Consider the following 12,552-nt stretch of genomic DNA (forward strand, 5'->3'; position numbering starts at 1 on the left):
CCTTGGCGCCGACCCCGAGCCGCCGGGCCGCCCCGACCAGCGCGAGCGCCGCCTCCGGCCCCGGGCAACTGACTTCCAGCGCCGAGGACCGGCCCGGCTCGGTCAACGAGCCGTGCGCCAAAAACGCACCGCGCCAGGCGGCCTCGGCGTCGGCGACACTTCCCCCGACGACCTGGGCGGGCAGTCCGCGCACCGGTCGCCCACGCAGATCGAGCAGGCCGGTCTGGCGGGCCAGGGCCTCACCGTCTTTGGCGACCCGCACCACATACCGGGTGCTCTTGCGGATTCCGCTGGCCGACAGCACATGCACCACGGCGTTGTAGCCGTACAGGTCGTAGATGTCCTTACGCAGCCGTCGCGCGATGATGCCGAGGTCGACCTCGGCTTCGACCACCACCCGGCCCGACACGATGTGCAGGCCCCCGGCGAACCGCAGCAGCGACGCCACTTCGGCGCGGCGGGCGCTGACCGAGTTGACCACCAACCGGCTGAGTTCGTCCTTGACCTCGGCTGTCATCGCCACGGGTCGTCACCTCTCGGTCCGTTCACTGTCGGGGTGGGCACCGTTGGCGGTGGCGCCGCACCGCGCCTTCGGACCCCCTCCAATGCCGCGGCCAGTTTCGCCGGGTCATGTAAAGGTGTACCAGGTCTGGATACGTCAGCAAACTCCACGTGGGCGTCGAGAATCAGCGCGGTGCGGCGCAACTGGTCGCGCTCCCGCTCGCTGGGCACGCTGGTCGAATCCACGATGATGTCGTGCACGGTGAAGTCCGGAGCGTGCTGGGACAGCACGTGGATGTGGCGCTCGACCGAGAACCCGGCCGTCTCCCCCGGCTCGGCAACCAGGTTGAGCACCAGGGCGCGCCGCGCCGAGGTGTCGCGCAGCGCGGCGGCCAGTTCGGGGACCAGCACATGGGGGATCACGCTGGTGAACCACGACCCCGGCCCCAGCACCACCACGTCGGCGTTCATGATCGCGTCGACGGCCTGGCGGGTGGCGGGCGGATCACCGGGCAACAGCCGCACCCGGCGCACCTTGCCGACCGTGGTGGCGATCGCGACCTGGCCGCGGATCGACCGGCTGACCCGGGGGTCGGACTCCAGCCCCACGACGTCGGCTTCGATGCTCAGCCCGGACGGGCACATCGGCAGCACCCGACCCTTCACCCCCAGGATGCGGCCCAACTCGTCGAGCGCGGCCACCGGGTCTGCGAGCACCTCGTTGAGCCCGGCCAGCATCAGGTTGCCGATCGGATGGCCCGCCAGCGCGCCGCTGCCGCCGAACCGGTGCTGGATGATCGTCGCCCACAACCGGCCGTGCGGACTGTCGGAAGCCAGCGCCGCCAACGCCATTCGCAGGTCCCCGGGCGGCACCACGTCCAGTTCGCTGCGCAGCCGCCCGGACGAGCCGCCGTCGTCGGCGACGGTGACGATCGCGGTGACGTGCGGGGTGATCCGCCGCGCCGCGGACAACGTCGCGTAGAGCCCGTGCCCACCACCCAGGGCAACGATGCGGGAGCTCATCGGTCCTCCTCGCGTGCGGGGAAGCTCATTCGCGACCCAGATCCCGGTGCAGCACCCGCACCGTCAACGCATCGCCGCCCTGCAGCCGGGCGGCCAGCGCCTCGGCCATCGCCACGCTGCGGTGCTTGCCGCCGGTGCAACCGATGGCCACGGTCATGTAGCGCTTCCCCTCCCTGCGGTATCCGTCGATGACGACGCCCAACAGCTGATGGTAGGAGTCCAGGAACTCCCCGGCGCCGGCTTGGCCGAGGACGTAGTCGCGCACCTCGGGGTGCTGTCCGCTGTGCGGGCGCAGCTCGTCGACCCAGTGCGGGTTGGGCAGGAAGCGCACGTCCATCACCGTGTCGGCGTCCATCGGCAGGCCGTACTTGTAGCCGAACGATTCGACGGTGACGTTGGTGTGGGCCACCGACTCGGCGGCGAACGCCCGCTCGATGCTCTCCCGCAGCGCCGGGACCGGGAGCGACGAGGTGTCGATGACCAGGTCGGCGGCGGCCCGGACCGGAGCCAGCATGGCCCGTTCGGCCGCGATCCCCTCGGCCAGCGTCTGGTTGCCCTGCAGCGGATGGCTGCGGCGGTTCTGCTCGTAGCGCCGGACCAGGATGTCGTCGGAGGCCTCCAGGAACAGCACCCGCGGGGTGATGTTGCGGGTCGCCAGATCACCGCGCACCCAGTCCAGGTCCCCGGTGAAGCCCCGGGAACGCACGTCCATCACGACAGCGAGCTGGGTGATGCGCGATCCGGCCGCCAACCCGAGGTCGACCATCCGGGCGATCAGCTCGGGCGGCAGGTTGTCGGCCACATACCAGCCGAGATCTTCGAGCACCTTGGCGGCGGTGCCGCGGCCCGCCCCGGACAGTCCGGTGACGAGGACCACGTCGATCTCGTTGCCGGCCGCCCCGTCGAGACCGCTGTCGAGCGTGCTGGGATCGAGGTCACCCTCGCCGCCGGCGGCGCCGGCATCTCCGCGCAGTTCCTCGTGCATACCCTGCTCTGTCATCCCGATGCTGTACTCCGATCATCGCCGATCGCGGGTGTGGGCGCTTGCGAAACGGGCGGGGCATCGGCAGGCGGGCCCGGCTCGGGGCCGCCACCGAGCGCCTCGAGCACCGCGCGCGCCGTCGCGGCACCGATCCCGGGCACCGAGGTCATCTCCTCGACGGTCGCCTCTTTGAGCCGGGCCAGTGACCCGAAGTGCGTCACCAGCGCCTTGCGCCGGTGTTCGCCCAACCCGGGCACGGCGTCCAGCGCGGAGGCGGTCATCCGCTTGGACCGCTTGCTGCGGTGGTAGCTGATGGCGAAGCGGTGCGCCTCGTCGCGCACCCGCTGCAGCAGGTACAGGCCGTCGCTGTTGCGCGGCAGGATCACCGGTTCGGCCGGCGATCCGTCCTGTCCCGGCATCCACACCTCCTCGAGTCTCTTGGCCAGCCCGATCACCGCCACGTCGGTGATACCCAGTTCTTCGAGGACGGCCGCGGCCGCGTTGACCTGTGGGGCGCCGCCGTCGACGACGAACAGGTTGGGGGGATACGCAAACCTGGCCGGCGGACGAGCGCTTGCGCGAGGACCATCGTCGGCGCGAGCGCTTGCGCGAGGACCATCGTCGGCGCGAGCGCTTGCGCGAGGACCATCGTCGGCGCGAGCGCTTGCGCTCGCCTGCTCGGCCGGCTCCCAGACGTCGCGCAGATGCCGGTGGAACCGCCGTCGGGTCACCTCGGCGATCGACGCGACGTCATCGGAGCGGCCGCCACCTGCGGCCTCCCTGATCGAATAGTGCCGATAGTCGGACTTCTTGGGCAATCCGTCCTCGAAGACCACCAGCGAGGCCACCACATCGGTGCCCTGCACATGGCTGATGTCCACGCACTCGATGCGCAGCGGCGCGTCCTCCAGTTCGAGCGCCTCCTGGATGCTCTGCAGTGCAGCACTTCTGGCGGTGAAGTCACCGGCCCGCTTGAGCTTGTGCTGGGCCAGCGCGTCCTTGGCGTTGCGCTGCACCGTCTCGGCCAGCGCCCGCTTGTCGCCGCGCTGCGCCACCCGCACCGTCACCCGCGAGCCGCGCAGCTGCGACAGCCACGTCTCGATCTCGTCGACGGTGTCGGGCAGCACCGGCACCAGCACCTGACGGGGTACCGGGTTGGTGGTCTCGTCGCGGGCACCGCCGGCGGCGCTGCTCAGCTCCGCCTGGTCGCCGTAGAACTGGGTGAGGAACTGCTCGACGAGATACTCCAGGGTGGATTCACCGGGCTCACCGGACTTTTCGACCACCCAGCCACGCTGGCCGCGGACCCGCCCCCCGCGGACGTGGAAGACCTGCACCGCGGCTTCGAGTTCGTCGTCGGCGAAGGCCACCACGTCGGCGTCGGTGCCGTCGCCGAACACGACGGCCTGTTTCTCCAGGGCGCGGCGCATCGCCGAGATGTCGTCGCGCAGCCGGGCGGCCCGCTCGAAATCCAGGTCGGCGGAGGCCTGGTTCATCTGCTGCTCCATCTCGCGGACCAGCTTGTCGGTCTTGCCGGCCAGGAAGTCGCAGAAATCCTCGACGATGCGCCGGTGCTCCTGGGCGCTGACCCGCCCGATACACGGCGCCGAGCACTTGTCGATGTAGCCGAGCAGACACGGGCGATCAATCTGGCTGTGCCGCTTGAACACTCCCCCCGAGCAGGTACGGGCCGGGAACACCCGGGTCAGCAGGTCCAACGTTTCCCGGATGGCCCAGGCGTGTGAGTAGGGACCGAAGTAGCGCACCCCCTTGCGGCGCGGCCCGCGATAGACCATCAGCCGCGGGTACTCCTCGTTGAGGGTGACCGCCAGGACCGGATAGGACTTGTCGTCGCGGTAGCGGATGTTGAACCGCGGGTCGAACTCCTTGATCCAGTTGTACTCCAGCTGGAGGGCCTCGACCTCGGTGGTGACCACCGTCCACTCCACCCCGGCGGCCGTCATCACCATCTGGCGGGTGCGCGGTGCCAGGCCCGCGAGATCGGCGAAGTAGGAATTCAGCCTGCTGCGCAGGCTCTTGGCCTTGCCGACGTAGATGACCCGGCCGTGTACGTCCTTGAAGCGGTACACACCGGGTTCGAGCGGAATCGACCCGGGAGCAGGTCGGTACGTCGCTGGATCCGGCACAGATCCCAGATTACTGCCCGACCCCGACGGGCCGGTTCAGTGCGTCTCGCGCCGGGACGCGATGTCGGGCCGGTGGCGCTGCTGCACCGCGCGGACCTGATCCATCGCCCGGACCGCGCGCTCCTTGTCCACCGCCTGGACGGCCATCACCGCGATGTACTCGTCGTCGGGCAGGTCCAGCCGGGCCCACCGCGCACCCGGGTGGAATGAGACCCCGACCACATCGTCCCAGGCAAAGTACCGATAGCCGAACAGATTTCGCACCGCGACGCCGGCCCTGCCGACCCGCAACCGCGGCCGGGCGAACAAGCAGACGAAACCCGCGATCACCACGCCCACCATCGCGATCGCGACCTGGTCGTAGGTCCGGAAGACCACGCCGGTCGAACCCACCTTCAGCAGCGCACCCACCGCGACGTGCGCGAGCAGGATGACCGCCGCCGAGCCGTAGGCGAAGATCGGGGTCAGGTGCGGTCTGACCTCGAGCTCCCAGTCGGAATCGGTCATGTACCCGACTTCAGCGCACGCAGCGTCAGCGCCGTGGACAGCGCGGCGGCGGCCGCCTGGGCGCCCTTGTCCTCGGCCGAGGACGGCAGCCCGGCCCGGTCGAGCGCCTGGTGCTCGGTGTTGGTGGTCAGCACACCGTTGGCCACCGGGGTCGACGCATCCAACGAGACCCGGGTGAGCCCCTGGGTGACGGCGTCGCAGACGTAGTCGAAATGTGGTGTCTCACCACGGATCACCACGCCGAGTGCGACGACGGCGTCGTGGGTGTCGGCCAGCGCCTGGGCGATCACCGGGATCTCGATGGCCCCGAGCACCCGCACCACGGTGGGATCGGCGATTCCGGCCTCGGCCGCGACCTTGCGGGCCCCGTCGAGCAGCGCGTCACAGATCATCTCGTGCCAGGTGCTGGCCACGATGGCCAACTTGACCTCTGCGGCGTCGAGCGTGGGCAGATCGGGAACGCCGACGGCTGGACTCATACCGCCCCGCCGAACTCACCGGGGATGGTCTCGTCGTAGTCGTCGAGCCCGATCAGGTCATGGCCCATCCGGTCGCGTTTGGTCATCAGGTACCGGATGTTCTCCGCGTTGGCACGGACCGGCAGCGGCACCCGCTCGATGATGTGCAGGCCGTAGCCGTCCAGGCCGACCCGCTTGGCCGGGTTGTTGGTCAGCAGTCGCATCGACCGCACCCCGAGGTCGACCAGGATCTGGGCGCCGATCCCGTAGTCGCGGGCGTCGGCGGGCAACCCGAGCTTCAGGTTGGCGTCGACGGTGTCGTCACCGGCGTCCTGCAGCTGGTAGGCCTGCAGTTTGTGCATCAGGCCGATGCCCCGGCCCTCGTGGCCGCGCATGTAGAGCACGACGCCGCGGCCCTCGCGGGCCACCATCGCCAGGGCCGCGTCCAGCTGCGGTCCGCAGTCGCAGCGCCGCGAACCGAACACGTCGCCGGTCAGGCACTCGGAGTGCACCCGCACCAGCACGTCGTGTCCGTCGCCGTGCGGACCCGACCCGGGTCCGGCGATGTCGCCCTTGACCAGCGCGACGTGCTCGACGTCTTCGTAGATGCTGGTGTAGCCCACGGCCCGGAACTCACCGTGCCGGGTGGGGATGCGGGCCTCGGCCACCCGCTTGATGTGCTTCTCGTGTTTGCGCCGCCACTCGATGAGGTCCGCGATCGAGATCAGCGCGAGATCGTGTTCGTCGGCGAAGATGCGCAGCTCGTCGGTCTGGGCCATCGAGCCCTCGTCCTTCTGGCTGACGATCTCGCAGATCGCTCCCGCGGGCTGCAGGCCGGCCAGCCGGGCCAGGTCGACGGCGGCCTCGGTGTGGCCCGGACGGCGCAGCACTCCGCCGTCTTTGGCGCGCAGCGGCACCACATGGCCGGGTTTGGTGAAATCGTCGGCCACCGAGCCCGGGTCGGAGAGCAGCCGCATCGTGGTGGCCCGGTCGGAGGCGGAGATACCGGTACCGACACCGGCCTTCGCATCGACGGTGACGGTGTAGGCGGTGCCGTGCTTGTCCTGGTTGACCGCATACATCGGCAGCAGGCCCAGACGGTCGCAGATATCGCCGTCGAGCGGCACACACAGATAGCCGGAGGTGTAGCGCACCATGAACGCCACCAGCTCGGGCGTGGCCTTCTCGGCGGCGAAGATCAGGTCGCCCTCGTTCTCACGGTCCTCGTCGTCGACGACGACAACGGCCTTGCCCGCGGCGATGTCGGCCACCGCACGCTCGACCGAATCCAGCCTCGTCATCTTCACCACCTTGCCGGTCCCTGCGCCGGAACCACCCGTCGACACCTCCCAGTATGAACCACGCGTTGACACTGGTTATTGCCCGCCGGTCGGTGAGCCTCCAGGCGGCCTGCGGTCAGCTCCGCGGGTCGGTGTCCGGCACCGCGTCGCCGGCGGCCAGCAGCCGTTCGACATATTTGGCGATGACGTCGACCTCGAGGTTCACCGGTGTCCCGACCTCGGCGCGGCCCAAGGTGGTCAGATCGAGGGTGGTGGGGATCAACGAGACCTCGAACCAGTCCGGTCCCAGATCCGAGACGGTCAGCGAGACCCCGTCGACCGTGATCGACCCTTTGTGCACGACATACCGTGACAACGACGCGGGCAGCGCGACGCGCACCACCGTCCAGTGCTCCGACGGCGCGCGGGAGACGACCTGGCCGGTGCCGTCGACGTGTCCCTGCACGATGTGCCCGCCGAGCCTGCTGCTGATCGCCGCGGCGCGCTCCAGGTTGACCCGGGTACCGGCCGCGGCGCCGCGCAGGCTCGACCGGTTCAGCGTCTCGGCCATCACGTCAGTGGAGAACGAACCGTCGGGCAGCACCTCGACGACGGTCAGGCACACCCCGTTGACCGCGATCGAATCGCCGTGGCCGGCGTCCGACGTCACAATCGGGCCACGAATCACCAGGCGGGCCGAGTCGCCGAGATCCTCCTTGCCGACGACCTCACCCAGCTCTTCGACGATTCCGGTGAACACGCCGCCCAGCCTAGAACGTCGTGGGCGGGCGGGCGGCACCTCGGACACCTACTACCATGCTGGGCATGCAGACCCGCCTGTTGGCGATCTTCGCCGCCCTCGTCGCCGTCGTAGCCCTTGTCGCAGGGTGCTCCGGCTCCTCCGATGACTCCTCCACCGAGCTGCCCGACGCTGCCACCCTGCTCAGCGAGTCCAGCGAAACCACCAAGGGCCAGAGCAGCGCGCATCTGCGGCTGGCTGTGCAGGGCCAAATCGCCGAACTGCCGGTCGAGTCGATCGAGGGTGACCTGACCCAGACCCCCGCCGTCGCGGCCAAGGGCACCGCCGACATCCTGTTCCTGGGCCAGCGGCTCGAGGGTGTGCAGTTCGTCGTCGCCGACGGTGATCTCTATGCCGCCATCACCGCCGGCGGCACGCTGTCGAACTTCGGTCCGGCCTCCGACATCTACGACGTCGCGGCGATCCTGAGCCCGGATGCCGGACTGGCCAACGTGCTCGCCAACTTCTCCGACCCCAAGGCCGACGGCCGGGAGACGATCGAAGGGGTGGGCACGGTCCGCATCACCGGAATGGTCAGCGCCGAAGCGGTCAACAAGATCGCCCCGCAGATCGCTGCGACGGCTCCGGTGCCGGGCACCGCGTGGGTCGCCGAGGACGGCGACCACGAGCTGATGCAGGTGCGCCTGGAGCCCAGTCCGGGCAACAGCGTCACGATGACGCTGTCCAACTGGGGTGAGCCGGTCACCGTCGACAAACCGGCGGTCTGATGCACCGCCCGCCGATGCCGGGGCCGGCCGGGACTCGATCGATGTCCGGGTCGACCCAGACCAATCGCCGTGTCGCGATCGGCGCGGGCAGCCTCGCGGTCGTGCTCGGCGCGCTCGACACCTATGTCGTCGTGACGATCATGACCGACATCATGTCCGACGTCGGGATCGGCATCAATCAGATCCAGCGCGTCACCCCGATCATCACCGGCTACCTGCTCGGCTACATCGCCGCGATGCCGCTGCTGGGCCGGGCGTCGGACCGGTTCGGCCGCAAGATGCTGATTCAGGCCAGTCTGGCCGGTTTCGCATTGGGCTCGGTGATCACCGCGCTGTCCACCGACCTGACCGTGCTGGTGCTGGGCCGGGTGATCCAGGGCACCGCCAGTGGCGCACTGCTGCCGGTGACGTTGGCGCTGGCGGCCGATCTGTGGGCGGCGCGCAACCGTGCCGCGGTGCTCGGCGGTGTCGGCGCCGCCCAGGAGCTGGGCAGTGTGCTCGGCCCCATCTACGGCATCACCCTGGTGTGGCTGTTCCACCACTGGCAGTCGGTGTTCTGGGTCAACGTGCCGCTGGCCGCGATCGCGATGGTGATGATCCACTTCAGCCTGCCGGGGCGGGCGCAGACCGACGAACCGCAGAAGGTCGACGTGGTGGGTGGTCTGCTGCTGGCCGTCGCGCTGGGGCTGGCCGTGATCGGGCTCTACAACCCGGCACCGGACGGCAAGCAGGTGCTGCCCAGCTGGGGCCCGCCGGTGCTGATCGCCGCGGCGGTGGCCGCCGTCGCGTTCTTCGTCTGGGAGAAATTCGCCAAGACCCGCCTGCTGGACCCGGCCGGGGTGCACTTCCGGCCGTTCCTGGCCGCTCTGGGTGCGTCACTCACCGCCGGCGCGGCACTGATGGTGACGCTGGTCAACGTCGAGCTGTTCGGCCAGGGCGTGCTCGGCCAGGACCAGAACCAGGCCGCATTCCTGCTGCTGCGGTTTCTGATCGCGCTGCCGATCGGAGCGCTGCTCGGCGGCTGGCTGGCCACCAGGGTCGGCGACCGCATCATCGCGTTCATCGGCCTGCTGATCGCCGCCGGGGGTTACCTGCTGATCTCCAAGTGGCCCGCCGACCTGCTGGCGGCCCGCCACGACCTCGGGTTCATCAGCCTGCCCGTGCTGGACACCGATCTGGCGATCGCCGGGCTCGGCCTGGGCCTGGTGATCGGGCCGCTCACCTCGGCGACGCTGCGGGTGGTGCCCACCGCACAGCACGGCATCGCCTCGGCGGCCGTGGTGGTGGCCCGGATGATCGGCATGCTGATCGGCATCGCTGCGCTCTCGGCGTGGGGTCTGTACCGCTTCAACCAGTTCCTGGCCAGCATCCCCGCCGACCCGAACGCCAACACCCTGGCCGCGCGCCTGGCGGCCGAGGCGGCCCGGGTGCGGGAAGCCTACGTCATGCAGTACGCGGAGATCTTCACCATCACCGCCGTCGTCTGCGTGGTCGGCGCGGTGCTGGGGCTGTTCATCAGCGGACGCCACGAACACGCCGAGGAGCCCGAAGACCCCGCCGAGGATCAGCAGCGCTCGAGTCCGCGTCCCATCAGCTGAGGCGCAGGCTCATCGGCCCCGGTGCCCGGCTCGTCGGCGGTCAGCTCCCGCCACATGTCCCGGAGGGCTGCCTTGAGGTGGCGGGGGTCGAACGGACTGTGATTCAGCCAGCCCTGCAGTGCAGTAGTCATGCTGGTACCTCTTCTCGTGCTTCCTGATGCGCAACTCGTCTCTGAAAGCGCGATATTCCCGGCGTCATCGATGGCCGGCGTCAACGATTTTACCGAGCAGCGGCCGGCTGAACCCCCGGCGACGCACTCGCAACGGCTGTGAGACCCACCACCCGGCTACGCCGGGACCAGGCTCAACAGCACGTCGGGCCCCACCGTCTGCACGCCGTCGAACCGCCAGCGCTGAGCTTGGGCGATGCTGAGCACCCCGACGTCGTCGACGGCGGTGATCGGCCCGCCGAGCAGGATGGGAGCCACATAGGCCAGGATCCGGTCGATGACACCGGCCCGCAGGAACGCACCGGCCAGCGTCGGCCCGCCCTCGACCAGCACGTCGGTGCGATCCGAGAGCGCCTTGATCACTTCGTGGGGGTCCCGGGTGCGGATCACCATGGTGCGTGAGTCGTCGTCGAGCACCCGCGCATCGGGAGATATCTCACGTTTTCCAACGACGACGCGCAGCGGCTGCGCCTCGGCGAGACTGCCGTCGGGCAGCCGGGCGGTCAGCGCCGGATCGTCGACGAACACCGTCCCGGTGCCCACCACGATGGCCTCGGCGGCCGCCCGCCGCCGGTGCACGTCAGCGCGGGCGGCCTCACTGGTGATCCACTGGCTCGAGCCGTCGGCTGCCGCGCTGCGGCCATCCACGCTGGTCGCGAACTTCCAGGTGACATGGGGTGTTCCGGTGCGCAGCTTGTGCAGCCACTCCCGCAGCGGTCCCCCGGCGACCTCGTCGGCGAGCACCCCGGCATGCACCTGCAGGCCCGCGTCGGCCAGCCGGGCGGCGCCACCGGCGGCTACCGGGTTGGGGTCGCCGACCGCGAACGCGACCGCGGCGACCCCGGACTGCAGCAGCGCGTCCACACAGGGCGGGGTGCGGCCGAAGTGGTTGCACGGCTCGAGGGTGACCACCGCCGTGCCCCCGGCCGCGCGCCGACCGGCCCGCCGCAGGGCCAACACCTCGGCGTGCGGTCCCCCGGCCGGCTCTGTGGCACCGATCCCGGCGATCTGACCGTCGCAGTCCAGGACGACGGCCCCGACCGGCGGATTGGGGTAGGTACGCCCTTTGACCTGCTCGGACTGTTCGATGGCCGCCCGCATGGCGGCGTCGAGGTTCACAGCGACAGATGCGCGGCCGCCGCGGCGGCCTGTTCACGCAGCGCCTTGACCGCCGCGGCGGGGTCCTCGGCGCCGTAGACGGCGGACCCGGCCACGAAGCAGTCGACACCGGCCACCGCGGCTTGTTCGATGGTGTCGGCGTTGATGCCGCCGTCGATCTCGATGAGGATGCTGAGTTCTCCGGAGTCGACCAGCCGCCGCACCAGGCTCACCTTGGGCAGCACCTCGGCGATGAACTTCTGCCCGCCGAATCCGGGCTCCACCGACATCACCAACAGCGTGTCGAACTCATGCAGGATGTCCAGGTAGGGCTCCACCGGGGTGCCGGGTTTGACCGACAGCCCGGCTCTGGCCCCGGCGGCGCGGATGTCGCGGGCGACGCCGATGGGGTTGTCGGTGGCCTCGGCGTGGATGGTGACGTTGTGGGCACCGGCCTCGGCGTACGGCGGCGCCCACCGATCCGGGTTCTCGATCATCAGGTGGCAGTCCATCGGGATGTCGGTCACTTCGAGCAGTGCTTCCACCACGGGCAGGCCGAGCGTCAGGTTCGGCACGAAGTGGTTGTCCATCACGTCCACGTGCAGCCAGTCGGCACCGGCGACGGCGGCGCATTCCTCGGCCAGCCGGGCGAAGTCGGCCGACAGGATCGACGGGGCGATCAGCGGTGCACACATGGTTTCAGCCTATCGGTGCGGCGTCGACCCGCAGCGCAGCGGCGAACATCGCATCGGTTCCGTGCCGGTGCGGCCACAGCTGCGCCGACGGACCGTCCCCCACGTCGGCGGCCGGGTCGAACAGCGGCGCGGTGTCCAGCGCGGTCACCGGGTGGCGGCGCACCGCGTCGGCGATCACGCCGGTGGTCTCGGCCAGGTGCGGTGAGCAGGTCGCGTACAGCACCACGCCGCCCGGCCGGGTGAGCCGGATCGCCGCGGCAAGCAGCTCACGCTGCAGCTTGGCCAGGGCGGGTACGTCGCCGGGCTGGCGCCGCCACCGCGCCTCCGGACGGCGTCGCAACGCCCCCAGCCCGGTGCACGGTGCGTCGACGAGCACCCGGTCGAAACCAGGCGTCAGGCCCGGATCACGACCGTCGACGCGCAGCACCTCGACCGGCAGGCCGGCGGTGTTCCGTTCGACCAGCTCGGCGCGGGCGGGTGCGGGCTCGACCGCGGTGACGGCGGCCCCGAGGGGCTGCCCGAGCGCGGCCAGCAGCGCCGTCTTGCCGCCCGGGCCGGCGCACAGG

At 70.2% G+C, this 12,552-nt stretch carries 14 protein-coding genes; 2 read left to right on the forward strand and 12 right to left on the reverse strand.

The window, feature by feature from the left end:
* The 8 genes from whiA to ACXAID_RS23620 form a co-directional block, all read right to left on the reverse strand.
* Window positions 1–517: DNA-binding protein WhiA (gene whiA, locus ACXAID_RS23585; protein WP_475024619.1), on the reverse strand; the 517-nt coding region annotated here is incomplete at its 3' end.
* The gene (yvcK, locus tag ACXAID_RS23590) at window positions 514–1,524 is read right to left on the reverse strand and encodes a uridine diphosphate-N-acetylglucosamine-binding protein YvcK (RefSeq protein WP_475024606.1); all 1,011 of its coding nucleotides are present in this window, start codon (window positions 1,522–1,524) and stop codon (window positions 514–516) included. The genes yvcK and whiA, both read right to left, overlap by 4 nt.
* A 25-nt stretch (window positions 1,525–1,549) precedes the next feature.
* The gene (rapZ, locus tag ACXAID_RS23595; RefSeq protein WP_475024607.1) at window positions 1,550–2,524 is read right to left on the reverse strand and encodes an RNase adapter RapZ; all 975 of its coding nucleotides are present in this window, start codon (window positions 2,522–2,524) and stop codon (window positions 1,550–1,552) included.
* Window positions 2,521–4,653 (reverse strand): excinuclease ABC subunit UvrC, encoded by a 2,133-nt coding sequence (gene uvrC, locus ACXAID_RS23600; protein ID WP_475024608.1) that lies wholly within the window; start codon window positions 4,651–4,653, stop codon window positions 2,521–2,523. The genes rapZ and uvrC overlap by 4 nt, the downstream gene beginning before the upstream one ends.
* 36 nt (window positions 4,654–4,689) lie before the next feature.
* Window positions 4,690–5,160 (reverse strand): PH domain-containing protein, encoded by a 471-nt coding sequence (locus ACXAID_RS23605; protein ID WP_475024609.1) that lies wholly within the window; start codon window positions 5,158–5,160, stop codon window positions 4,690–4,692.
* Complete coding sequence (gene ribH / locus ACXAID_RS23610) at window positions 5,157–5,639, reverse strand: 6,7-dimethyl-8-ribityllumazine synthase (protein ID WP_475024610.1); 483 nt, start codon at window positions 5,637–5,639, stop codon at window positions 5,157–5,159. The genes ACXAID_RS23605 and ribH overlap by 4 nt, the downstream gene beginning before the upstream one ends.
* The gene (locus tag ACXAID_RS23615) at window positions 5,636–6,919 is read right to left on the reverse strand and encodes a bifunctional 3,4-dihydroxy-2-butanone-4-phosphate synthase/GTP cyclohydrolase II (RefSeq protein WP_475024611.1); all 1,284 of its coding nucleotides are present in this window, start codon (window positions 6,917–6,919) and stop codon (window positions 5,636–5,638) included. Before ACXAID_RS23615 ends, ribH begins: the two co-directional genes overlap by 4 nt.
* Before the next feature lie 115 nt (window positions 6,920–7,034).
* A complete protein-coding gene (locus tag ACXAID_RS23620) occupies window positions 7,035–7,658 on the reverse strand; it encodes a riboflavin synthase (RefSeq protein WP_475024612.1) in 624 nt (207 codons plus the stop codon).
* Between the two features lie 65 nt (window positions 7,659–7,723).
* Between ACXAID_RS23620 and ACXAID_RS23625 the strand changes: the two genes are divergently transcribed.
* Window positions 7,724–8,425, forward strand: coding sequence for an LppX_LprAFG lipoprotein (locus ACXAID_RS23625; RefSeq protein WP_475024613.1), 702 nt, complete (start codon window positions 7,724–7,726; stop codon window positions 8,423–8,425).
* A 41-nt stretch (window positions 8,426–8,466) separates the two neighbouring features.
* The gene (locus ACXAID_RS23630) at window positions 8,467–10,023 is read left to right on the forward strand and encodes an MFS transporter (protein WP_475024614.1); all 1,557 of its coding nucleotides are present in this window, start codon (window positions 8,467–8,469) and stop codon (window positions 10,021–10,023) included.
* Here ACXAID_RS23630 and ACXAID_RS23635 read toward each other — a convergent pair.
* From ACXAID_RS23635 to ACXAID_RS23650, 4 genes are all read right to left on the reverse strand, one after another.
* The gene (locus ACXAID_RS23635) at window positions 9,990–10,154 is read right to left on the reverse strand and encodes a hypothetical protein (protein ID WP_475024615.1); all 165 of its coding nucleotides are present in this window, start codon (window positions 10,152–10,154) and stop codon (window positions 9,990–9,992) included. The two genes, ACXAID_RS23630 and ACXAID_RS23635, sit on opposite strands and share 34 nt — an antisense overlap.
* A gap of 156 nt (window positions 10,155–10,310) precedes the next feature.
* Window positions 10,311–11,312: a bifunctional diaminohydroxyphosphoribosylaminopyrimidine deaminase/5-amino-6-(5-phosphoribosylamino)uracil reductase RibD gene (gene ribD / locus ACXAID_RS23640; RefSeq protein WP_475024616.1), complete on the reverse strand. Its 1,002-nt coding sequence runs from the start codon at window positions 11,310–11,312 to the stop codon at window positions 10,311–10,313.
* Window positions 11,309–11,986 carry a ribulose-phosphate 3-epimerase gene (rpe, locus tag ACXAID_RS23645; RefSeq protein ID WP_475024617.1) on the reverse strand — a complete coding sequence of 226 codons (678 nt, stop codon included), beginning with the start codon at window positions 11,984–11,986 and terminating at the stop codon, window positions 11,309–11,311. The genes ribD and rpe overlap by 4 nt, the downstream gene beginning before the upstream one ends.
* A 4-nt stretch (window positions 11,987–11,990) precedes the next feature.
* Window positions 11,991–12,552: class I SAM-dependent methyltransferase (locus ACXAID_RS23650; RefSeq protein ID WP_475024618.1), on the reverse strand; the 562-nt coding region annotated here is incomplete at its 5' end.

It is taken from the genome of Mycobacterium sp. ABE4_509 (genome assembly GCF_056160785.1).